At 70.8% G+C, this 21,266-nt stretch carries 19 protein-coding genes; 10 read left to right on the forward strand and 9 right to left on the reverse strand.

The genetic code is table 11. The features are described from left to right. Positions 1 to 4 precede the first annotated feature (4 nt). The 6 genes from AC1PK7_RS15400 to AC1PK7_RS15425 all read left to right on the forward strand — a co-directional run bounded on the left by AC1PK7_RS15400 (position 5) and on the right by AC1PK7_RS15425 (position 5,451). A complete protein-coding gene (locus AC1PK7_RS15400) occupies positions 5 to 1,180 on the forward strand; it encodes a thiolase family protein (RefSeq protein ID WP_010342299.1) in 1,176 nt (391 codons plus the stop codon). A 122-nt stretch (positions 1,181 to 1,302) separates the two neighbouring features. Beyond that, positions 1,303 to 1,644, forward strand: coding sequence for a hypothetical protein (locus AC1PK7_RS15405; RefSeq protein ID WP_010342298.1), 342 nt, complete (start codon positions 1,303 to 1,305; stop codon positions 1,642 to 1,644). 603 nt (positions 1,645 to 2,247) lie between these two features. After that, positions 2,248 to 2,601 (forward strand): hypothetical protein, encoded by a 354-nt coding sequence (locus AC1PK7_RS15410; protein ID WP_481098701.1) that lies wholly within the window; start codon positions 2,248 to 2,250, stop codon positions 2,599 to 2,601. Between the two features lie 131 nt (positions 2,602 to 2,732). Further along, the gene (locus AC1PK7_RS15415) at positions 2,733 to 4,442 is read left to right on the forward strand and encodes a sensor domain-containing diguanylate cyclase (protein WP_481098702.1); all 1,710 of its coding nucleotides are present in this window, start codon (positions 2,733 to 2,735) and stop codon (positions 4,440 to 4,442) included. A 104-nt stretch (positions 4,443 to 4,546) separates the two neighbouring features. Further along, a complete protein-coding gene (locus AC1PK7_RS15420) occupies positions 4,547 to 5,092 on the forward strand; it encodes a bactofilin family protein (protein ID WP_481098703.1) in 546 nt (181 codons plus the stop codon). Continuing rightward, a complete protein-coding gene (locus AC1PK7_RS15425) occupies positions 5,089 to 5,451 on the forward strand; it encodes a hypothetical protein (RefSeq protein ID WP_481098704.1) in 363 nt (120 codons plus the stop codon). Before AC1PK7_RS15420 ends, AC1PK7_RS15425 begins: the two co-directional genes overlap by 4 nt. 684 nt (positions 5,452 to 6,135) lie before the next feature. Here AC1PK7_RS15425 and AC1PK7_RS15430 read toward each other — a convergent pair. Beyond that, the gene (locus AC1PK7_RS15430) at positions 6,136 to 7,791 is read right to left on the reverse strand and encodes an acyl-CoA dehydrogenase family protein (protein ID WP_481100907.1); all 1,656 of its coding nucleotides are present in this window, start codon (positions 7,789 to 7,791) and stop codon (positions 6,136 to 6,138) included. A 94-nt stretch (positions 7,792 to 7,885) separates the two neighbouring features. Between AC1PK7_RS15430 and AC1PK7_RS15435 the strand changes: the two genes are divergently transcribed. From AC1PK7_RS15435 to pdeM, 4 genes are read left to right on the forward strand one after another with little or no spacing between them, the layout of a single operon-like run. Beyond that, positions 7,886 to 8,890, forward strand: coding sequence for a ligase-associated DNA damage response exonuclease (locus tag AC1PK7_RS15435; protein ID WP_481098705.1), 1,005 nt, complete (start codon positions 7,886 to 7,888; stop codon positions 8,888 to 8,890). Next, positions 8,887 to 10,479 carry an ATP-dependent DNA ligase gene (locus tag AC1PK7_RS15440; RefSeq protein ID WP_481098706.1) on the forward strand — a complete coding sequence of 531 codons (1,593 nt, stop codon included), beginning with the start codon at positions 8,887 to 8,889 and terminating at the stop codon, positions 10,477 to 10,479. The genes AC1PK7_RS15435 and AC1PK7_RS15440 overlap by 4 nt, the downstream gene beginning before the upstream one ends. After that, positions 10,476 to 13,022 (forward strand): ligase-associated DNA damage response DEXH box helicase, encoded by a 2,547-nt coding sequence (locus AC1PK7_RS15445; protein ID WP_481098707.1) that lies wholly within the window; start codon positions 10,476 to 10,478, stop codon positions 13,020 to 13,022. The genes AC1PK7_RS15440 and AC1PK7_RS15445 overlap by 4 nt, the downstream gene beginning before the upstream one ends. After that, positions 13,012 to 13,662 (forward strand): ligase-associated DNA damage response endonuclease PdeM, encoded by a 651-nt coding sequence (pdeM, locus tag AC1PK7_RS15450; RefSeq protein WP_420007545.1) that lies wholly within the window; start codon positions 13,012 to 13,014, stop codon positions 13,660 to 13,662. Before AC1PK7_RS15445 ends, pdeM begins: the two co-directional genes overlap by 11 nt. Positions 13,663 to 14,255: 593 nt before the next feature. Here the strand turns inward: pdeM and AC1PK7_RS15455 are convergent. The 8 genes from AC1PK7_RS15455 to rlmD all read right to left on the reverse strand — a co-directional run bounded on the left by AC1PK7_RS15455 (position 14,256) and on the right by rlmD (position 21,214). Next, positions 14,256 to 15,506, reverse strand: a complete 1,251-nt coding sequence (locus tag AC1PK7_RS15455) for an FAD-dependent oxidoreductase (RefSeq protein WP_371180844.1) — start codon at positions 15,504 to 15,506, stop codon at positions 14,256 to 14,258. Between the two features lie 95 nt (positions 15,507 to 15,601). Next, positions 15,602 to 15,808, reverse strand: coding sequence for a transcription antiterminator/RNA stability regulator CspE (gene cspE / locus AC1PK7_RS15460; protein WP_003488188.1), 207 nt, complete (start codon positions 15,806 to 15,808; stop codon positions 15,602 to 15,604). Between the two features lie 88 nt (positions 15,809 to 15,896). Beyond that, positions 15,897 to 16,643: an S-methyl-5'-thioinosine phosphorylase gene (locus AC1PK7_RS15465; protein WP_481098708.1), complete on the reverse strand. Its 747-nt coding sequence runs from the start codon at positions 16,641 to 16,643 to the stop codon at positions 15,897 to 15,899. A gap of 91 nt (positions 16,644 to 16,734) precedes the next feature. Next, the gene (locus AC1PK7_RS15470) at positions 16,735 to 17,289 is read right to left on the reverse strand and encodes a hypoxanthine-guanine phosphoribosyltransferase (protein WP_010342284.1); all 555 of its coding nucleotides are present in this window, start codon (positions 17,287 to 17,289) and stop codon (positions 16,735 to 16,737) included. Further along, positions 17,289 to 18,296 carry a beta-N-acetylhexosaminidase gene (gene nagZ, locus AC1PK7_RS15475; RefSeq protein WP_481098709.1) on the reverse strand — a complete coding sequence of 336 codons (1,008 nt, stop codon included), beginning with the start codon at positions 18,294 to 18,296 and terminating at the stop codon, positions 17,289 to 17,291. Before nagZ ends, AC1PK7_RS15470 begins: the two co-directional genes overlap by 1 nt. A gap of 231 nt (positions 18,297 to 18,527) precedes the next feature. Beyond that, on the reverse strand, positions 18,528 to 19,202 hold the full coding sequence (locus AC1PK7_RS15480; RefSeq protein WP_481098710.1) for a DsbA family oxidoreductase: 675 nt from the start codon (positions 19,200 to 19,202) through the stop codon (positions 18,528 to 18,530). An 88-nt stretch (positions 19,203 to 19,290) separates the two neighbouring features. Beyond that, positions 19,291 to 19,797, reverse strand: a complete 507-nt coding sequence (locus AC1PK7_RS15485) for a CYTH domain-containing protein (RefSeq protein ID WP_481098711.1) — start codon at positions 19,795 to 19,797, stop codon at positions 19,291 to 19,293. Positions 19,798 to 19,885: 88 nt separating this feature from the next. Continuing rightward, complete coding sequence (rlmD, locus tag AC1PK7_RS15490; protein ID WP_481098712.1) at positions 19,886 to 21,214, reverse strand: 23S rRNA (uracil(1939)-C(5))-methyltransferase RlmD; 1,329 nt, start codon at positions 21,212 to 21,214, stop codon at positions 19,886 to 19,888. Positions 21,215 to 21,266 lie beyond the last annotated feature (52 nt).

The raw sequence follows: 21,266 nt of genomic DNA on the forward strand, positions 1-21,266 counted from the left end.
TGCCATGACCGAGATCGTCATCGCCGCGGCCAAGCGCACCGCCATCGGCGCGTTCCTGGGCCAGTTCAACGGCGTGCCCACGCCGACGCTGGGCGCCGCGGCCATCCGCGCCGCGCTGGAGCAGTCCGGCATCCCCGCAGCCGACGTTTCCGAAGTCATCATGGGCTGCGTGCTGCCGGCCAACCTCGGCCAGGCGCCGGCGCGCCAGGCCGCGCGCGCGGCCGGCGTGCCCGACGCCACCGGCGCCACCACCATCAACAAGGTCTGCGGCTCGGGCATGAAGGCGGTGATGCTGGGCCACGACCTGATCAAGGCCGGCTCGGCCAGCATCGTCGTCGCCGGCGGCATGGAATCGATGAGCAACGCGCCGCACCTGCTGCCCAACTCGCGCACCGGCAACCGCTACGGCAACTTCCAGGCGGTTGACCACATGGCCTGGGACGGCCTGACCAATCCCGACGATGGCCAGGCGATGGGCGTGTTCGGCGAGGCCACCGCGGAGAAGTTCGGCTTCAGCCGCCAGGACCAGGACGCGTTCGCGATCGAATCGGTGACGCGCGCGCAGGCCGCGCAGCGCGATGGCGCCTTCGCCGACGAGATCGTTGCGGTCGCCGTCGCCACCCGCAAGGGCGAAGTGCAGGTCGACAGCGACGAGCAGCCGGGCAAGTCCGACGTGACCAAGATCCCGGCGCTGAAGCCGGCGTTCAAGAAGGACGGGACGGTCACCGCGGCCAGTTCCTCGAGCATCTCCGACGGTGCCGCGGCACTGGTGCTGCTGGGCGCCGACGAGGCCGCCCGCCGTGGCGTCGCGCCGCTGGCGCGGATCGTCGGCCACGCGACCTTCTCGCAGGCGCCGGAGTGGTTCACCACCGCACCGGTGGGCGCGATCCGCAAGCTGCTCGACCAGGTCGGCTGGAGCCTGGACCAAGTCGACCTGTTCGAAATCAACGAAGCCTTCGCCGTGGTGGCGATGGTGCCGATCAAGGAACTGGGCCTGGACCACGCCAAGGTCAACGTGCACGGCGGCGCCTGCGCGCTCGGCCATCCGATCGGCGCCTCCGGCGCGCGCCTGCTGGTGACATTGCTAAATGCGTTGCGCAGCCGTGGCGGCCGCCGCGGAATCGCGACGCTGTGCATCGGTGGCGGTGAAGCGACAGCGGTCGCCATCGAATTGATTTGATTGGGATTAACCCCTGAAACACAAAAATGAATGCGCGTGCGCTTGACAGCCGACTTTGGCTTGTCATCATGTTGAGGGCGCGCATTCGCGCGTTGCCTAACTAAACGACGAGGATAGACACAATGAGCATCAACAAGCTGCTGATCGCAATGGCCCTGGGTCTGGCCCTGGCCGCGTGCTCGAAGCAGGAGCAGGCCCAGGACGCCGCGCAGTCGGCTAACGAAGCCGCCACCGACGCCCAGGCTGCTGCCGACCAGTCGGCTGCCGCCGGCGCCCAGACCGCCGACGCCGCTCAGGCCGCTGCCGACACCGCCGCGACCGCCGCCAACACCGCTGCCGACGCTTCGGCCGCTGCCGCCGCTGCCCCGACCGATGCCGCTGCCGACAAGGCTGCCGACACCGCCAAGGCTGCGGAAGACACCGCCGACAAGGCGAAGGACGCTGCTCAGGAAGCCAAGAAGTAATCACTTCTTGCTTTTTGCAGTCCTGAAAGAGCCGCTGGTCCGCCAGCGGCTTTTTCTTTGCCTGGCGTTTGCCGAGGAGCGCGGCGACGGCGCCACCAGCGTGCCGGCACAGCGTGTCACGAGGGGTGGCGAGTGCAGCGACGCACGCATGTTCGCCTCGCGCGAATGCCGCACCGTCTTCCGCCGCTGACGTCGCCTCGCAAACGCACGTCCCGCAGGATTTTCGGTGCCATTGCGTCGCCATCGCGTTGTGCGCGTGCGCGCTGTACGCATGACCCGCACCACGCGTCGCACCGCCGGCTACGGCCACGCGACCTGCTGGACGGCAGCGGCGAGCGACGCGGTCGATAAGCACTGCCGCCATGCGCCGCGCAAGTGCGGGCATGTACGCGCGAACGCCGGGCATCTGCATTGCCCGCATCGTCGGCATACGATCACGACGGCGCGCATCGCCGTGTCTGGCTCCACACCCGCAGCACCTCCCCCCACCAGCGGCAGCGCCTTCCTGAACACTGCCCAGCGCCACGGCCCCGCCTTGACGCAGGCTGCATGCGCGCCCGCCTAGGCTGCGCCGCGTCACCCACCCGTGGACGGAGAAGCCGCATGAACAAGACCCCGATCGTGGCCCTGCTGGGCGCCCTCGCACTGGCCGGCTGCCAGGGTCCCGAATCGCAGCAGGCGCAACGCGACGCCAAGGTCGCCGCCGAGCAGACCGGCGAGGCCGCCAAGGAGGCCGCAGGCCAGGTCGCGCAGGCCGGGCGCGAAGTGGCCGCCGACGCACGCGACGTCGCGCACCGCGCCGCCAACTCCGATGCGGTGCAGGATGCCTCGGCCGCGGCCAAGGAAATGGCGGCCGATGCCAGCGAGGCCACCGCCCAGGCCGCGCAGAAGGTTGCCGACAAGGCCCGCGAGAACGCCAACGAAGATCCGCACAACGGCGACCGCGAACGTCGTTGAGTCGCACGCCGCTCCCGCTCGTGCGGGGGCGGCACCTGCTGCGCCACTGGTGCCGTGCGGCGCAGCCGTTGGCCAGGTCTTTTTTGTGACGCCGGTCCAAGGCGTTTGCGCCGTCACAGTAGACTTTTGCGATGCCGATCCTTCTTCGCGTGCGGGCCAGGACCCGCCTGGCCCTCCTGTTCTCCGCCGCGGTCTTCGTGCTGATCGGCTTCGGCGTCTTCTCAGGCGCGCAGCGCTCGATCTCCGATGCCGAACGCGTCGCACACACCCATGAAGTCCTGCGCAACATCGACGAGGTGCAAGCCACCTTGCTGATGACCGAGTCCTCGCTGCGTGGCTACGAACTGACCAACAACCAGGCCTTCCTGACCCTCTATTACGACAGTGCCGAGCGCGTGCCACGGCAACTGGCGCAACTGCGCAAGCTGGTCTCCGACAATCCCATCCAGGTCGCCAACGTGCGGACGCTGGAGCAACTGATGAACACGCGCCTGACGCAGATGCGGCAGATGCTGGCGGTATACCAGCGCGACGGTCTGGAAGCGTTGCAGCGGGCGATGGCGCCGAACGTGTATCAGAGCTCCAGCGCGATCCGCGATCAGGTGCAGCAGATGATCGACGTGGAGCAGCAATTGCTGCAGCGCCGCGACCTGTCCAACCAGCGCAGTTCGGACATGCTGCTGGCGCTGGCCCTGGCCGGCATTCCGTTCGGCCTGGGCAGCGTCGGCGTGGTCTACGCGCTGCTGCTGCGCGAACTGCGCAACCGCAGCAACGCCGAACAGGCCGCCTCGGTCGCCAACGAGAAGATGGAAGCCAGCATCACCGAGCTGGAGCGCACCAGTGCCGACCTCAACGCGCTCAGCCGCTACACTGGCCTGCTGCAGAGCTGCGTGGAGCCGGCCGAGGCACTGACGGTGACCGCCCGCCTGCTCGCCGCGCTGATGCCCGACACCGGCGGCAGCGTCTACCTGCTGCGCGCCTCGCGCGACCGCGCCGAGGAGATCGTCAGTTGGGGCCAGCCGCCGGTCGGCAGCGAGCCGGCCGTGGCGCCGCAGGACTGCTGGGCCTTGCGCCGCGACAAGAGCCATTTCGTGCATGCGCAGGGCCACGACTCGGCCTGCGCGCATCTGCGCGAGGATCCCTACGCCGCCGGTGCCAGCACCGCCTGCATTCCGCTTTCCGCGCAGGGCACGCAATTGGGCTTCGTGTTCCTGGCCGGGCGCGGCACCGGTCCGCTGCCGCGCATCGCCATCGCCGAGGCCGCCGCCGAGCAGTTGTCGCTGGCGTTGAGCAACCTGCGCCTGCGCGAGTCGCTGCGCCTGCAGTCGATCCGCGACCCGCTCACCGGCCTGTTCAACCGGCGCTACCTGGAAGAATCGCTCAACCACGAACTGGCCCGCTGCGGACGCCGGCAGATGCCGCTGTCGCTGCTGATGCTGGACGTGGACCACTTCAAGCAGTTCAACGACCTACACGGCCACGGCGGCGGCGACGCCCTGCTGGCCGCGGTCGGGCAGATGCTGTCGACGCGGCTGCGCGGCGAGGACATCGCCTGCCGCTACGGCGGCGAGGAGTTCACGGTGATCCTGCCGGAGACCGGGCCGGAACAGGCGCAGGCCATCGCCGAGCAGATCCGCAGCGCTGCCCAGCAATTGAGCGCGACCGTGGACGGCAAGGCGCTGCCGGCGGTGACCATGTCGATCGGTGTGGCCAGCTATGCGCGCGACGGCGTGGTCGCCACCACCCTGCTGCGCAAGGCCGATGCGGCGCTGTACCGGGCCAAGCGCTGCGGCCGCAACCAGGTACAGGCCTACGACCCGGCCCTGGACGGCATGGGCTGAACCGGCGGCGGTCACGGTCGGGCCGCCGTTTTGAAGAAAGCGTCACAAAACCGGCGCGATAGAGCGGCGATAGTCGCGCTTCCCCCGACTGGAGACGACAGCCCATGTCCATCTGGAAAGACCAGGGTCCCGCGCGCAAGGATGGCCTGCCGCCCGTTCCCGGTAACGGCGCGTTGCCGCCGGAGCCGCGCCTGCCGGGCGATGTCGCCCCGGGCGAACCGCTCGCCGCGGTCGCGGCCGCCGCCCCTGCCGCCCGCGCTCCTGCGCCGGCACCCGCCGCGAAGGAATCGCTGATCGCCGCCGACATCAGCATCGAGGGCAAGATCGAGGGCACCGGGCACATCCGCATTGCCGGCAAGTTCAAGGGCGACGTCAACGTGCAGGGCGACCTCACCATCGAGACCGGCGCCAAGCTCAGCGGCGGCGTGCGCGCCGACAAGGTGGTCATCGCCGGCGAGCTGGAGGGCAACATCGAATCCGCCTCGCGAGTGGAACTGCTCGCCTCCGGCGCACTGATCGGCGACGTCAAGGCCGGCTCGCTGACCGTGGCCGCCGGCTCGCGCATGCGCGGCCAGGCCGACTTCGGCTGGGACGACGACAAGCACGCGCGCAAGGGCGGCAAGCCCGCGGAGTCCGACGCCGGCGCATGAGCAGCCCGCGTCCCGGCAGTCCGGGGGCGACCCGGACCTGCCCGCACTGCAAGGCCACCATCCTGGAAAGCGCCAGCGTCTGCCCGGCGTGCAAGCACCATCTTCGCTTCGATTCGGCGGTGCTGCAGCAGTCGGCGCCGTCGGCGCTGGTGCCGCTGCGGGTGGAGGGCAGCATCCGCCACCCGGACGACGGCAGCGCGTGGGAATACACCGTGCTGGTCAGCATTCGCAACGGCCGCGGCGAGGAAATCAAGCGCCAACTGGTCGGCGTCGGCGCCATGCTCGACGGCGAGGAACGCAGCTTCACGCTCTCGGTGGAGGCGACGCCGGTGCGGAGTGGGAAGCGCGGGAGGCATTAGCGTCTTGGGCGATGGGATTGGGGATTGGGGATTGGGGATTCGTAAGAGCCTGGCCCCTCTCCCTCCGGGAGAGGGGTTGGGGTGAGGGTGCGTCTGCGCGACGCCGGTGATCGCTGCACTTGCTGCCTGGCTATGTTGGCGGCCGTACCCTCATCCGCCCCTTCGGGGCACCTTCTCCCGGCGGGAGAAGGAAGCGCCGGCTAGTTTTTCCACACGTCGAGGGCGCGCTGGCCCCCACCCGATAGCGCAAGGCATCGCAGACGCTGAGCCCCTCTCCCTCCGGGAGAGGGGTTGGGGTGAGGGTACGGCCACGCGACGCCGGTGACCACTGCATTTGCTGCCTGGCTACGAGAGCGGCCGCACCCTCATCCGCCCCTTCGGGGCACCTTCTCCCGATGGGAGAAGGAAGCGCCGGCCCGCTTCCTTTTTCAGCACATGAAGACGACATGGGCTGCAACGCCGCACACCGACGCCCAGACGTGCAGCCCCTCTCCCTCCGGGAGAGGGGTTGGGGGTGAGGGTACGGCCGCGCGACGCCGGTGACCACTGCATTTGCTGCCTGGCTACGAGAGCGGCCGCACCCTCATCCGCCCCTTCGGGGCACCTTCTCCCGATGGGAGAAGGAAGTGCCGGCCCACTCATTTCCCACTTGGCGACGGCGCGGTGGGTCGCCATGGCGCAAGCCTACGGCAACGCACGCACCAGCAATTCCTCGACCGGCACATCCGGCTCCAGCGTGCCGAACGCAAGGCCGTGCGCGCCGGCCAGGCGGCTGCGCACGAACGCGCCAGCAGCCGGGCTGCCGCTGCGCAGCAGGAGTGCGGCCTGCAAGGCCAGTGCGATGCGTTCGGCGAGGCGCCGTGCGCCATACTCGTCCACCTCGACGTGGCCGGCCAGCGGCGCGCGCAGTGCGTCCAGCGCCGCGTCGTACGCCGGGTCGCTGCCGGCCGCGGTCTGCAGCTCCGCCAGGACCGAGGCCGCGCTGGCCGGCTCGCGCGCCAACGCACGCAGCACGTCCAGGCACTGGATGTTGCCGCTGCCCTCCCAGATCGAATTCAGCGGCGCCTGCCGGTACAGCCGCGGCAGGATCGACTCCTCGACGTAGCCGGCGCCGCCCAGGCATTCCTGCGCCTCGTTGACGAAGGCCGGCGCGCGCCTGCACAGCCAATACTTGCCCAGCGCGGTGGCGATGCGCGCGAACGCCGCTTCCGACGCATCGGTGTCGGCCGCGTCCACCGCGCGCGCCACCCGCAGCGCGAACGCGGTGGCGGCTTCCGATTCCAGGGCCAGATCGGCGAGCACGTTGCGCATCAGCGGCTGCTCGACCAGGCGCTTGCCGAATGCGACGCGATGCCGCGCATGGTGCAGCGCCTGCGCCAGCGCCATGCGCATCTGCGCGGCGGCGGCGAGCATGCAGTCGAGCCGGGTCAGCATCACCATGCCGATGATCCGCGCCACGCCGCGCCCTTCCTCGCCGACCCGCTGCGCCCAGGCCCCGGCGAACTCCACTTCGCTGGACGCGTTGGACCAGTCGCCCAGCTTGTCCTTCAGCCGCATCAGCCGCAGCGCGTTGAGCTGCCCATCGGGCAGGCGCCGCGGCAGCAGGAAGCAGGTCAGGCCGCCCGGCGCCTGCGCCAGCACCAGGAACCCGTCGGACATCGGCGCGGAGAAGAACCACTTGTGCCCGACCAGGCTGTACGCGCCGGCGCCGTCCAGCGACGTGGCGACGGTGGCGTTGCGGCGCACGTCCGAGCCGCCCTGCTTCTCGGTCATGCCCATGCCCAGGGTGATGCCGGCCTTGTTGGCGATCGGCACGTCACGCGGGTCGTAGTGCGGCGCGGCGGCCTTGTCGGCCCATTCGCGCAAGGCCGGGTCCTGGCGCAGCACCGCCACCGCGGCGTGGGTCATGGTCAGCGGGCAACTGGTGCCGGCCTCGGCCTGATGGTGCAGGTAGCTCAGCGCCGCGCGCGCCACATGCGCGCCCGGCTGCGGGGCGTGCCAGGACAGTCCGGCCACGCCATGCCGCTTGGCCGCATCCAGCAGCTGGTGATAGGCCGGGTGGAACTCGACCGTGTCGATGCGGTGGCCGTAGCGGTCGTGCGTGCGCAGCCGCGGACGGTCGCGGTTGGCGTCGAAGCCGAGCCGATACAGCGCATCGCCGGCCAGCGCACCGTACTGCGCCAGCGCCGCAGCGAAGCCGTCCGCGCCCTCGCGCGCGCAGGCCTCACGCAGCACCGCGTCGTCCGCCCACAGATCGCGCGGTTCGAACGGTGGCGGCTGGTTGTCGACCGCATGCGTGGCAAAGGCCGGCAGGTCCGTGTGCATGCATCTCCCTCCCAGAAGCGCTGCACGCATTGTGGCTGATCCATCGCGCGGCTGCGAACGCGTGGCGGATTCTCATCTCCTGCACACCGGCTTGGACACAGTGGCGCCCATGCCGAATGCCGCTTCCCAGGACCTGGTGGTGCTGCGCCCGGAAGGGCTGTACTGCCCCGCCGGCGACTTCCATATCGATCCCTGGCGGCCGGTGCCGCGCGCGGTCATCACCCACGGCCACGGCGACCACGCGCGCTCGGGCATGGGCGAATACCACTGCGCCGCCGCCGGCCTGCCGATCCTGCGCTGGCGGCTGGGCGAGCAGGCCTATCGCGCCTACGACTACGGCACCCGCTTCACGCTCGGCCGCGCGCAGGTGTCGCTGCATCCGGCCGGGCATGTGCTCGGCTCGGCGCAGGTACGCATCGAAGTGGATGGCGAGGTCTGGGTCGCTTCGGGCGACTACAAGCGCCAGCCCGATCCGACCTGCGCGCCGTTCGAGGTGGTGCGCTGCGACACCTTCATCACCGAGGCCACCTTCGCCCTGCCGGTGTACCGCTGGCCGGACACCAGCGCGGTGGCGCGCGAGATCGTGGCCTGGCGCCGCGAGTGCGGCGCGCGCGGCGAAGCCGCGGTGCTGTTCTGCTATGCGCTGGGCAAGGCGCAGCGCGTGCTCGCCGAACTGCAGCCCTGGGACGACCAGCCGGCGCTGCTGCACGGCGCGGTGGCGGCCGGCGTGACGGTGTACCGCGAGGCCGGCGTGGCGATGCTGGACACGCGCACCGTGTCCGAACTGGACAAGCGCGCCGACTACGCCGGGCAGCTGGTGCTGGCGCCGCCCTCGGCCGCCGGCAGTCCGTGGCTGCGCCGCTTCCGCCACGCGCAACTCGGCTTCGCCTCGGGCTGGATGCGGTTGCGCGGCAACCGCCGCCGGCGCAACTACGACCGCGGCTTCGTGGTTTCCGACCATGCCGACTGGCCCGACCTGCTGCGCACCATCGACGAGACCGGCGCGCGGCGCGTGATTGCGACCCACGGCAACACCGACGCGATCATCCGCGCGCTCAACGAACGCGGCGTCGCCGCCGAGGCGTTCCGCACCGACTACGGTGGCGAGGAATGAAACGCTTCGCCGCGCTGTACCGGCAACTGGACCAGAGCACCGCGACGCTGGACAAGCGCGCCGCGCTGGTGGAGTACTTCGAGCAGGCGCCGCCCGCCGACGCGGCCTGGGCGATCTGGCTGCTCAGCGGCGGCAAACTGCGGCGCATCGCCAACACCCGCGAACTGCGCGAATGGATCGCACAGGAAAGCGGCCTGCCCGGCTGGCTGGTGGACGACAGCTACGACCACGTCGGCGATCTCGCCGAAACCCTGACCCTGCTGCTCGACGATCCGGCGGAAACCCCGGACCCGGCGCCGCTGCGCGACTGGATCGAGGAGCGCCTGTTGCCGGTGGCTGCGCAGGACGACGCCGCGCGCCGCGCCGCGGTGGTCGCCGGCTGGCGCAGCCTGGCCTTCGACGAGCGCCTGCTGTTCAACAAACTGCTGACCGGCGCGCTGCGTGTGGGCGTGTCGCAGCGGCTGGTGCAGCAGGCATTGGCGGCGATGTCCGGAATCGACATCGCACGCATCGCCCAGCGCATGCTCGGCGCCTGGTCGCCGACGCCGCAGGCGCTGGAGCAACTGCTGTCCGATGAGGTGCTGGCCAGCGACCGTCAGCAGCCCTACCCGTTCTTCCTCGCCTCGCCGCTGGAAGCCGAGGCCGCCACGCTCGGTGCCCTCGACGACTGGCTGCTGGAATGGAAGTGGGACGGCATCCGCCTGCAACTGATCCGCCGCGACGGCGAGGTGGCGCTGTGGTCGCGCGGCGAGGAACGCCTGGACGGGCGCTTCCCGGAAATCGAAGCCGCCGCGGCGACGCTGCCGCGCGATGCGGTGATCGACGGCGAACTGCTGGCGTGGCGCGAGGGCGAGGATGCACCGCTGCCGTTCACCGCCTTGCAGACCAGGATCCAGCGCCGCAAGCCCGGCGCCAAGAACCTGGCCGACACGCCGGCGCGCGTGCTCGCCTACGACCTGCTGGAACTGGACGGCCACGACCTGCGCGAGCAGCCGCTGCAGCAGCGCCGCGCGCAACTGCAGGCCTTGCTGGAAGCGCACGCCGATCCGCGCCTGACGCTGTCGCCGCAGGTGCAGGCGACGACGTGGGAGCAGGCGGCGGCGCTGCGCGAGGACGCGCGCGTGCGCGGCGTGGAAGGGCTGATGCTCAAGCGTGCGACGTCGCCCTACCAGTCCGGCCGCCGTCGCGGCGACTGGTGGAAATGGAAGGTGGCGCCGCTGACCATCGACGCGGTGCTGCTGTATGCGCAGGCCGGGCACGGCCGGCGCAGCACGCTGTACACCGACTACACCTTCGGTCTGTGGGATGGCGAGCAACTGGTGCCGGTGGCCAAGGCGTACTCCGGCCTGGACGACAGCGAGATCCTGGCGCTGGACCGCTGGATCCGCGCGCACACCACCGAGCGCTTCGGCCCGGTGCGCGCGGTGACGCCGTATCACGTGTTCGAGCTCGGCTTCGAGGCGGTGAATCGCAGCAGCCGGCACAAGTCCGGCATCGCCGTGCGCTTCCCGCGCATCCTGCGCTGGCGCCATGACAAGCCGTTCGCCGAGGCCGACCGCTTGAGCACGCTGCAGGCGCTGGCGCGATGAGCGCAGCGGCGGCGCGGCGGCGCCCGGCCGATGCGCCGCTGTACGCCTGGTTCGCGCAGCAGGGCTGGCAACCGCTGCCGTTCCAGCGCGCGTTGTGGGGACATTACCTGGACGGCGGCTCGGGGCTGCTGCACACGCCCACCGGCAGCGGCAAGACCTTGGCCGCATTCGGCGGCCCGTTGCTGGAGGGCCTGCGTGCGCAGGCCGCGGCGCAGGCGGCCGCCGCCAAGAAGAAGCCCGCCCGTGGCAACGGCGCCAGCGCGGCTGCCAAGACCGTCTCGCCGCCGCGCACGCGCCGGCAGGCGCAGCGCGACCTCCAGGTGCTGTGGATCACCCCGTTGCGCGCGCTCGCCGCCGACACCGTGCGCGCGCTGCGCGAACCGGCGCAGGCGTTGGGCCTGGACTGGCAGGTCGGCCTGCGCACCGGCGATGCCAGCGCGCGCGACAAGCGCCTGGCGCGCAGCGGCAAGCTCGACGTACTGGTGACCACGCCCGAATCGCTGGCGCTGCTGCTGTCCTATCCCGATACCGCACCGCAACTGGCCACGCTGCGCTGCGTGATCGTCGACGAGTGGCACGAACTGCTCGGCAACAAGCGCGGCGTGCTGCTGCAGCTGTGCCTGGCGCGGCTGCGCGGCTGGGCGCCGGCGCTGCGCACCTGGGGCCTGTCGGCCACGCTCGGCAACCTCGACGAGGCGCGCGACGTGCTGCTGCCGCACCTGCCGCAGGCGCCGATCGTGGCCGGGGTCAAGCCGCGCACGCTGACCCTGGAGACGTTGGCGCCGGCGGTCGGCGAGCGCTTTCCCTGGGCCGGCCACCTGGGCCTGGCGCAGTTGCCGCGGGTGCTCGAGAAGCTTTTCGCGGTGCGCACCAGCCTGTTGTTCACCAACACCCGCGCACAGGCCGAGCTGTGGCACCAGGCGCTGACCTCGGTGTGGCCAGAAGAGGCGCATACGCTGGCGCTGCACCACGGCTCGCTGGATCCCGCACTGCGCAGTGCCGCCGAGCAAGGCTTGCGCGACGGCAGCCTGCGCTGCGTGGTGGCGACCTCGAGCCTGGACCTGGGCGTGGACTTCCCCGCCGTCGACCAGGTACTGCAGGTCGGCAGCCCCAAAGGCGTGGCGCGCCTGCTGCAGCGCGCCGGCCGCGCCAAGCATCGCCCCGGCGAGGCCGGCCACGTGCTGTGCGTGCCCTCGCACGCGCTGGAACTGGTCGAATACGCCGCGGCGCGCCGCGCCATCGCCCATGGCCGCATCGAATCGCGGCCCTCGCCGCGGCTGTCGCTGGACGTGCTGGCGCAGCACTGCATCACCTGCGCGCTGGGCGGCGGCTTCGACGCCGACGCGCTGTACGCCGAAGTGCGCGGCACCGCCGCCTTCGCCGCGCTGGATGCGCCGACCTGGCAGGCGGTGCTGGAGTTCGTCGTGCAGGGCGGACGCGCGCTGGCGCAGTACCCCGACTACCGCAAGGTGGTGCTGGACGCGGACGGCCTGTACCGCGTGCACGACCGCCGCATCGCCCTGCGCCATCGCCTGTCGATCGGCACCATCACCAGCGACGGCAGCGTCGCGGTGCGCTTCCTGCGCGGCGGCCGGCTCGGCGCGGTGGAGGAGCAGTTCGTCGGCCGCCTGCGCCGCGGCGACCGCTTCCAGTTCGCCGGGCGCCTGCTGGAACTGGTGCGGCTGGAAGACATGACCGCCTACGTGCGGCTGGCCAAGGGCGGCGACGGCAGCGTGCCGAAATGGATGGGCGGGCGCATGCCGCTGTCTTCGGAACTGGGCCGCGAGGTGGAAGCGGTGTTCGCCGATCCGCGCGGCGAGGCCGAACTGCGCGCGCTGGCGCCGCTGCTCGGCCTGCAGCGCGCGCTGTCGGCTCTGCCCGCACCGCAGCGATTGCTGGCTGAGCGCGTGCGTGCCCGCGACGGCCAGCACCTGTTCGTGTATCCGTTCGCCGGCCGCCAGGTGCACGAAGGCCTGGCCGCGCTGCTGGCGCTGCGCTGGGGCCGGCGGCAGCGCAATACCTTCAGCTTCGCCGCCAACGACTATGGCTTGGTGCTGTCGCCGGCGGAGGACGCGCCGATCGATGCGGCGCTGCTGCGCGAACTGCTGAGTCCGGCGCAGTTGTTCGAGGATCTGCGCGAGAGCCTCAACCTCGGCGAACTGGCGCGCCGCCAGTTCCGGGAGATCGCCCGTGTCGCCGGCCTGCTACCGCCCAGCCTGCCCGGCCGCCTGCCGCGCAGCCTGCGTCAGTTGCAGGCTTCCAGCGGCCTGCTGTACGACGTGCTGAGTCGCTTCGATCCCGAGCACCTGCTATTGGCGCAGGCCGAGCGCGAGGTATTGCAGGGCCAGATGGAACTGACCAGGCTAGCCGCCACCCTGGACGATTGCGCCGCGCGCGAACTGGCGCTGCATAGCCCGCGCAGCCTCACCCCGCTGGCGTTCCCGCTGTGGGCAGAAAGCATCCGCGGCCAGCTCAGCACCGAAGACTGGAAGGCGCGTGTGATGCGTGCGGCAGCGCAACTGGAGCAGCGCCATGCGCGCTGAACTGGACTGGCTGCTGGCTGGCGAACCGATGCGCCTGCTCGGCGATCGCGCACTTTACTGGCCGGCGCGGCGGCGGCTGCTGATCGCCGACCTGCACCTGGGCAAGGCCGACGTCTTCCGCCGCGCCGGCATCGGCCTGCCGCGCGGCGGCACCGCGCTCGACCTGGCACGGCTGTCGGCCCTGCTGCAGGCGCAGGATGCGGCGGAACTGTGGATCCTCGGCGACGTGCTGCACGGGGCCGCGCCCGACGCCGACTGGCAACGCCAATGGCATGCGTGGCGCGCGCAGCATCCGCAGCTGCGCGTGGCGGCGATCGCCGGCAACCACGACCGCGCTCTGGCCGGCGCCGGGCTGGACATCGCCCTGCTCGGCGCGCAGGTGGAGGACGGTCCGTTCGTGCTGCGCCACGATCCGGTGACGGATGCGCAGCGCCATGTGCTGTGCGGGCACCTGCACCCGCTGGCCAAACTGCCTGGCCTGCGCCCGCGCTGGCCGGCGTTCTGGCTGCGCGACGGCATGACCGTGCTGCCGGCGTTCTCGCACTTCACCGCTGGCGTCGCCCCGGTCCTGGCGCCCGGCGAGCGCCTGGTCGCCTGCGTCGAAGGCGCGGCCTTGGCATTGCCGGTGGCGACGGCGTAGGTCGGAGGCGGCTGCGTCTCGTCGATCAGTGACGGACACCTCGAGGACGTATCCCCTCCCTTGTGGGAGGGATTTTGGTCCTGGCGCTTTCGCCATCAAGGCGTCGGGGCTGAAGCCCCTCCCACAGTGCAATCGCGAAGTCTTGCGCGAGAGGCTGGCAGCGGTACCGCCGGAACTTCAACGTGACGCCGAACAGTCTGATAGCTACGACTGAAGCAGCAAGCGCCCTGTGCTCTTGATCGCGACGACGGACGCAGCAGGCGCCTGCGCTCTTGTGGGAGGGACTTCAGTCCCGACGCGTTCGCCAATCAGGCGTCGGGACTGAAGCCTCTTCTACACGGAAGTAGCGAGGCGGGCAGCACGGCGTTGTTGCATTTGGAGAGACATGGCGATCGCGCCACCCCGCGATGCATTGCCCTCTCTCGTAGGAGCGGCTTCAGCCGCGACCGGGCTCTACCGGGAACGCCCGGTCGCGGCTGAAGCCGCTCCTACGACGAGGCAGCGTGGCCGCGCGCACTACGTCGTGTTCTGCAACACGCAGCCACCGCGGCGCATCGCGAAGATCGCCTGAAACTCCTCGCAGACCTCACCGCCTACGGCAGCGCCACGCGCCGCGCCATCGCCTCCTGCAACGCCGCGAAAAACTCCGGCGCCAGCGGCAGCTTGCCGAACCAGCCGTGCTGGGTGCCGCTGAGCACGCGCAGCATGTGTCCACGGCCACCCGGCATGCGCCCGGCCGGCAGCATCCCCACGTCGCGCAGCCGCGCCACCAGGTCGCGCTCGGACTGGAACAGCGGGGTCAACCAGCGACTCCAGAACTGGTACACCGCCACGTGCGCCTGCCGCTGCGCCTGGTAGCGCGCCAGCGCCGCGTCGATGTCCGGCGCGGTGCGCAGGCTCTCGCTCAGCGCCCAGGCGTCCATCAGCGCCATGTTGACGCCCTGCCCCAGCTGCGGACTCATCGCATGTGCGGCATCGCCGGCCAGGACCAGGCGGCCGCGGTACCAGTGCCGCTGCACCGCATCGCGGTAGCTGGCCCGCGCCAGTTGCGCGGGTGCGTCGATCTGCGCCAGGCGTTCGCGCGCCTGCGGCCACAGCTGCGCGATCTCCTCCAGCCACGGCTGCATGCCGCGCGCCTGCCAGGCCTCGAAGTCGGCGGTCGGCAGGCTCCAGAAGAAACTCACCCGCGGCTCGGCATCGCCCGGGCGCGTGCCCACCGGCAGCAGGCCGATCATCTTGCGCGCGGCCACGTAGCGCTGACGCAGTTCGTCGGCGAAGGCCCAGTCGCCGCGCGGCAGCAGGCACCACAACGCGCCCCAGGGATAGACCCGATCCAGCCGCGTCGCCTGCACCCGCCCACGCAGCGCCGAGGCCGAGCCGTCGCAGGCGATCACCAGGTCGAACGGTCCATGCCAGCGGCCGTGCTGGTCCTGCACCCGGCGCAGCGTGTCGTCGATGGCGACGATGCGCGTATCCCGCTGCAAGGTGGCGTAGCCGTCCCAGGCCTGCGCCAGCAGGGCGAACAAGGCGCCGCGCTGCATGCCCAACCCGAACAGGCGCGCGTCCAGGTCGCGATAACGCATGTCCATCACCGCGCGTCCGCACGGCGTCTCGCCGTACAGGCGATGCACCGGCGCGCCGTAGGCCAGCGCCTGCTCGAGCAGGCCGATCCGCCACAGCACCTGCAGACCGGTCGGCTGCAGCAGGAAGCCGGCACCGACCGGCCCCGGCTCGGCGGCGCGCTCGAACACCTGCACGCGGTGCCCGTCGCGCGCCAGCAGCAGCGCCAGCGCCTGGCCCGCGGTGCCGTAACCGACGATCCCGATCTGCAGTCCTTGCTTCATTGCATCCACTGTCTGCGAACGCCACGGCGGCGGCGTCTCCCACAAAAAACCCCGCCGAAGCGGGGTTCAAGGCACAACCGAGTCAACGCGAGCGCTTACTCGACCGGCGTGATATTCGAGGCTTGCGCGCCCTTCGGACCCTGGGTCACGTCGTAGCTGACACGCTGTCCTTCCTGCAGGCTGCGGAAGCCCTTGGAGTTGATCGCGGAGAAGTGCGCGAACACATCGGCGCTACCGTCTTCCGGAGAAATAAAACCAAATCCCTTGGCGTCGTTGAACCACTTGACGGTACCGTTCGGCATGGTGATGCGAGACCTTTTGCAGTGAATGGGTGGTGGTTGTGCGGCAGCCGCACCGGCGGAGTATGCAAAGCTTGCGCAGCGAAGACAATCACCCGCGCGCCAGTTCCCCCACCAGCTCCGGCAGGCCGACCGAGGCCGCCTCGACGTTGGCCAGCACCTCGGCCAGGGTGATCTCCTCGGCGTCGCCGCAGCCGGCCGCCCAGTTCGCCACGATCGCCAGGCAGGCGTATTCCAGGCCCAGCTCGCGCGCCAGCCCGGCCTCGGGCATGCCGGTCATGCCGACCAGGTCGCAGCCGTCGCGGCGCAGCCGCGCGATCTCGGCAATGGTTTCCAGGCGCGGGCCCTGGGTGGCGGCATAGCAACCGCCATCGACCAGAGCGGTGCCGGTGACGCGCGCGGCGGCCAGGATCTTGCTGCGCAGCAGCGGCGAATACGGATGGCCGAAATCCACGTGCAGCACCTCGCTGCCCGGCTCCTCGCACAGGGTGGAGATGCGCCCCCAGGTGTAGTCGATGAGCTGATCCGGACAGGCCAGCACGCGCGGGCCGAAGCGCTCGGTGATGCCGCCCACCGTGTTCAACGCGAGCACGCGCGTGGCGCCGATCTGCTGCAATGCAGCAAGGTTGGCGCGGTAGTTGATCTTGTGCGGCGGCAGCGAATGGCCTTCGCCGTGGCGTGCCAGGAAGGCGACGCGATGGCCGAGCAGCGTGCCGACCCGCACCGGGCCGGAGGGCGCGCCGTAGCGCGTTTCGACCTCGTGGGTCTGCACGTCGTCGAGCTGTGCGAGCTTGTAGACGCCGGTGCCGCCGATGACGGCCAGTGCGATGTTGTCCATGCGGATCCTCGAACGGAAGGGAACGCCTGCGCTGGCGACGCGCGCCGGCAGCGGCAAACGACGGCGGCGGAGGCGAGGCTCGCCTGACCGCTTACTCCTTCATCGCGTAGATCGCCGGCAGGTTGCGCAGGGCCTCGTTGACGTCCATGCCGAAGCCGAACACGTAGCGGTCGGGCACCTCGACGCCGATGTAGTCGGCGCTCACCCCGGGCACGCAGCGGTCGTGGCGCTTGACCGTCAGCGCGGCGATGCGCACGTCGGTGGCACCTTGCTCCAGGCACCACTCGCGCACCGCCTTCAGGGTCAGGCCTTCGTCGAGGATGTCGTCGAGCAGCAGCACGCGGCGGCCGTACAGCGCGGTGGCCGGGCGGTGCTTCCACACCAGTTCGCCGCCGACGGTCTCGCCGCGGTAGCGGGTGGCGTGCAGGTAGTCCAGTTGCAGGTCCTGGCCGCGGCTGCCCAGTTCCAGCGCCAACTGGCCGGCGAACGGCAGCGCGCCGTGCATGATGGTCAGGTAGACCGGGGTTTCGCCGCGGTAGTCGGCAGCGATGGCGTCGGCCATCTGGGCGATGGCCTGGTCGATGCGCGGGCGATCGACCAGCAGGTCGGCCTGGGCCAGGGCCTGGGCGATGGTGAGAGTGGACATCAGGCGGTTTTTCCGAAGGTGGAGAGGAGATGGGATTGGGCGTGGCCGTAGCGGGCGTCGGCCAGCAGGCCGTCCCAGCCGAGGCCGCCGCGGCCGATCAGGCCGAGCAGCGCGGCGGTGTTGAGCGGGCGGTCGCGCACGGCCTGCAGCGAGTCTTCGACCAGTTCCGGGTGGCAGACCAGCACGACATCGCAGCCGGCATCCAGGTGCGCGGTGACCCGCGCGGCGACGCCGCCGGCGGCGAACGAGGCGGCCATGCCGATGTCGTCGGAGAACACCACGCCGCGGAAGCCCAGTTCCTGGCGCAGGATCTGCTGGATCCAGCGCGGCGAGTAGCCGGCCGGTTCCGGCGCCACCTGCGGATAGACCACGTGCGCCATCATCACCGCGTCGGCGCCGGCGGCGATGCCAGCGGCGAACGGCACCAGGTCTTCCTGGCGCAGGGTCTCCAGCGGACGCGGATCCTCGGCGTCGTCGACGTGGGTGTCCTCGAGCACGGTGCCGTGGCCGGGGAAATGCTTGAGGGTGGCGCCCATGCCGACGCTGTGCATGCCGCGCACATAGGCCGCGGCGAAGGCGGCGACCACCTGCGGATCGTCGCTGAAGGCGCGGTCGCCGATGGCGCGGTTGCCGCGGGCCAGGTCCAGCACCGGGGCGAAGCTGAGGTCGACGCCGCTGGCGCGGATCTCGCTGGCCATCAGCCAGGCGTGCTGCTCGGCCATCTGCAGCGCCGCGGCCGGATCGCGCGCGTACAGCGCGCCGAAGCCCTGCAGCGGCGGCAGCGCGCTGTAGCCCTCGCGGAAGCGCTGCACGCGCCCGCCTTCCTGGTCCACGCAGAGCAGCAGCGGCCGCGGCGTGGCGGCGCGGATCGCCGCGCTCAACTCGGTCACCTGCGCGCGCGAGGCGAAATTGCGTTTGAACAGGACCACGCCGGCCACCGCATCGTGCTGCAGCCAGTCGCGCTCCTGCGCGGTGAGTTCGGTACCGGCAACGCCGATCGCGAGCATGCGGGGGATTCCTCCTGCCGGCGCGGTTCAGGCGCCTGTGGGCCGGCATTGTCGCAGATGCCGGCGTCGGCGGCAGGTCGGCGCGTGGCGCGCCGGCCGTCCGCGCCCGTCGGACGCGATCGCTACCGGGCTGGGGGGCGGAAGCACCGAGGCGCCGCAGCCGCAATCGCCCGGACTGCGGCACGTCTCAGCGCGACGCCGGCGGTCGTCACCGCTCGCCGCGGCGACGCGCTAGACCGCGCACCCGTCCGGACCGCAATCGCGGCCCGCCTGGGCGTCGGCCAGCAGGCCGCGCACGGTCGCCGCGAACACCTCCGGCGGCTGCGCGCCCTGCAAGGCCTGGCGGCCATCGATGACGTAGGTGGGCACCGCGCGGATGCCCATTGCCTGCGCCTGCTGCAATTCCGCCTCGATCTCGTCCAGCCCCTCGTCGCCGGCCAGCAGCGCCTGCACCCGCGCCGCCGGCAGCCCGCCCGCGGCGCCGGCATCGCACAGCGTCTGCGCATCGGCGAGGTTGCGACCCTCGGCGAAGTGCGCATGGAACAGCGCTTCGGCGACCGCGTCGACGTCGCCCTCGCGCGCGGCCAGCCACAGCAGCCGGTGCGCCGGCAGCGTGGTCACCCGCACCTGGCCGCGGCCGAAGTCGAACGGCAGGCCTTCGGCACGCGCGGTGGCCTGGGTCTGCGCCAGGATCTGCTCGGTGCGCGCCGCACCGCCGAACTTGGCCGCATAGGCCTCGCGCAACGGCACCGGCTCGGTGCCGGCGTCCGGGTCCAACTGATACGGATGCCAGTGGACCTCCAGCGCCGGCGCGTCCGCGCCGAGCGATGCAAGACCTTGCTGCAAGCGGCGCTTGCCGATCCAGCACCAGGGGCAGACCACGTCGGACCAGATATCGATGCGCATGAGCGGGGATTCGGGATTCGGGATTCGGGATTAGGGATTCGCAAAAGCATAAGCCGAATCGCTGCAGCTGGCCCGCTTTTGCCAATCCCTAATCCCGACTCCCCAATCCCGTCCATTCGCAGAATGGACACGTCGCCAGCGCCACGTTGTAGTACCGGGGATCGTCGGTGACTTCGGCGCCGAGCCAGTCCGGCCTGGCGAACGCCTCGTCGGCGCTGTCCAGCTCGATCTCGGCGACCACCAGCCCGGCGTTGTCGCCGAGGAACTCGTCCACTTCCCAGAGGTGGCCCTGGTACTGCACAAGATGCCGGCGCTTGTCGATCAGCCCGCCCACGCACAGCGCCAGCAGCGCGCGCGCATCGTCCAGCGGAATCGGATACTCGAACTCCTGGCGGGTATGCCCCAGCTCGCGCGACTTGAGGTTGAGGAACGCGGCCTCACCCTGCACCCGCACCCGCACCGACGCCTTCTGCGCCCCGCTGGCCAGCGCCGCCTGGTCGTTGAGATAGCCCTGCGCCATCGGAATCACCGCATGCGCGGCAGCGCGCCAGCCGTCGCCGGTCACCAGGAATTTGCGTTCGATTTCTAAGGGCATGGGATTGGGGAGTGGGGATTCGGGATTGGTGAAAGCATAAGCCAGCGCGCGGATGCGCCGTTGCAAATCCCCAATCCCCAATCCCGAATCACGGCTTTTCAAACACCGCAATGCTCTCCACATGCGCGGTATGCGGGAACATGTCCATCGCGCCGGCGGCCTTGAGCTCGAAACCCTGTTCGTTGACCAGGTAGCCGGCGTCGCGCGCCAGCGAGCCGGGATGGCAGCTGACGTAGACGATGCGCTGGAACTGTTTCAGCGGCAGTTGCTGCAGCACCTCCAGCGCGCCGGAGCGCGGCGGGTCCAGCAGCAGCTTGTCGAAGCCCTGGCGCATCCACGGCGCCTGGCGCTGGTCCTGGGTCAGGTCGGCGGCGAAGAACTGGGCATTGTCCAGGCCATTGCGCTGCGCGTTGTCCCGCGCCCGCGCCACCAGCCCGGCGTCGCCTTCCACGCCGACCACCTCGCACACGGTGCGCGCCAGCGGCAGGGTGAAGTTGCCCAGGCCGCAGAACAGGTCCAGCACGCGGTCGCCGGGCTGCGCGTCGAGCAGCGCCAGCGCGTGCGCGATCATCTTCTCGTTGAGCGCGGCATTGACCTGGATGAAGTCCAGCGGCCGGAACGCCAGCTCCACGTCCCACTGCGGCAACCGGAACGACAGCGGCACGGTTTGCGGATACAGCGGATGCACGCTGTCCACGCCGCCGGGCTGCAGGAAGATGGCGAAGTCGTGTTCCTGCGCGAAGGCGATCAGCGCATCCTGGTCGCGCGCGCTCAGCGGCTGCATGTGGCGGAAGGTCAGCGCCACCGCGGCGTCGCCGGCGATGAACTCGATCTGCGGGATGTCGCGCTTGCCGTCCAGGCTTTCGACCAGCTCCGCCAGCGCGGTCACCTTGAAGCCGATCTGCGGGATCACCGTATGGCAGACCGACAGATCGGCGACGAAGCGCGGGTCCTGCTCGCGGAAGCCGACCAGGGTCTTGTCCTTCTTTTCCACCCGCCGCACCGAGAAGCGGCCCTTGCGCCGGTAGCCCCAGGGCGCGCCGGTGAGTGCCGGCAGCACCGCCTGCGGGGTCACGTGGCCGATGCGCTCTAGGTTCTCGGTCAGCACCCGCTGCTTGGCGACGATCTGCTGGTCCTCGGCCAGGTGCTGCAGCACGCAGCCGGCACAGACGCCGAAATGCGGGCAGCGCGGCGTCACCCGCTGCGGCGAGGCCTGCAGCACCTGCACGGTGCGCGCCTCGTCGAAGTGGCGGTTGCGCGCGGTCGGTTCGGCCAGGACGGTCTCGCCAGGCAGCGCGCCGGCGACGAAGGCGACCTTGTCGCCCTCGCGGCGGGCCACGCCGCGGCCATCGTGGCTGAGGTCGGCGATGTCGGTCTGGAAGGGCGTACGGTCGAGACGGTTTCTGGATCGGGCCACGTGGCAACAGGCTGCGGGCGGAAAAGGGCGGCTATTGTCGCAGATGGGCCGG

It is taken from the genome of Xanthomonas sp. NCPPB 3174 (genome assembly GCF_056725205.1).

Bases quoted from the DNA above. Each gene is read 5' to 3' on its own strand.
- nagZ (WP_481098709.1), bottom strand. From the start codon at position 18,296: ATGCTCGCGATCGGCGTTGCCGGTACCGAACTCACCGCGCAGGAGCGC.
- cspE (WP_003488188.1), bottom strand. From the start codon at position 15,808: ATGCCGAACGGTACCGTCAAGTGGTTCAACGACGCCAAGGGATTTGGT.
- AC1PK7_RS15420 (WP_481098703.1), top strand. From the start codon at position 4,547: ATGTCCATCTGGAAAGACCAGGGTCCCGCGCGCAAGGATGGCCTGCCG.
- AC1PK7_RS15445 (WP_481098707.1), top strand. From the start codon at position 10,476: ATGAGCGCAGCGGCGGCGCGGCGGCGCCCGGCCGATGCGCCGCTGTAC.
- AC1PK7_RS15465 (WP_481098708.1), bottom strand. From the start codon at position 16,643: ATGGACAACATCGCACTGGCCGTCATCGGCGGCACCGGCGTCTACAAG.
- AC1PK7_RS15440 (WP_481098706.1), top strand. From the start codon at position 8,887: ATGAAACGCTTCGCCGCGCTGTACCGGCAACTGGACCAGAGCACCGCG.
- AC1PK7_RS15485 (WP_481098711.1), bottom strand. From the start codon at position 19,797: ATGCCCTTAGAAATCGAACGCAAATTCCTGGTGACCGGCGACGGCTGG.
- AC1PK7_RS15400 (WP_010342299.1), top strand. From the start codon at position 5: ATGACCGAGATCGTCATCGCCGCGGCCAAGCGCACCGCCATCGGCGCG.
- AC1PK7_RS15470 (WP_010342284.1), bottom strand. From the start codon at position 17,289: ATGTCCACTCTCACCATCGCCCAGGCCCTGGCCCAGGCCGACCTGCTG.
- AC1PK7_RS15410 (WP_481098701.1), top strand. From the start codon at position 2,248: ATGAACAAGACCCCGATCGTGGCCCTGCTGGGCGCCCTCGCACTGGCC.
- AC1PK7_RS15405 (WP_010342298.1), top strand. From the start codon at position 1,303: ATGAGCATCAACAAGCTGCTGATCGCAATGGCCCTGGGTCTGGCCCTG.
- AC1PK7_RS15455 (WP_371180844.1), bottom strand. From the start codon at position 15,506: ATGAAGCAAGGACTGCAGATCGGGATCGTCGGTTACGGCACCGCGGGC.
- AC1PK7_RS15415 (WP_481098702.1), top strand. From the start codon at position 2,733: ATGCCGATCCTTCTTCGCGTGCGGGCCAGGACCCGCCTGGCCCTCCTG.
- AC1PK7_RS15435 (WP_481098705.1), top strand. From the start codon at position 7,886: ATGCCGAATGCCGCTTCCCAGGACCTGGTGGTGCTGCGCCCGGAAGGG.
- AC1PK7_RS15425 (WP_481098704.1), top strand. From the start codon at position 5,089: ATGAGCAGCCCGCGTCCCGGCAGTCCGGGGGCGACCCGGACCTGCCCG.
- AC1PK7_RS15480 (WP_481098710.1), bottom strand. From the start codon at position 19,202: ATGCGCATCGATATCTGGTCCGACGTGGTCTGCCCCTGGTGCTGGATC.
- pdeM (WP_420007545.1), top strand. From the start codon at position 13,012: ATGCGCGCTGAACTGGACTGGCTGCTGGCTGGCGAACCGATGCGCCTG.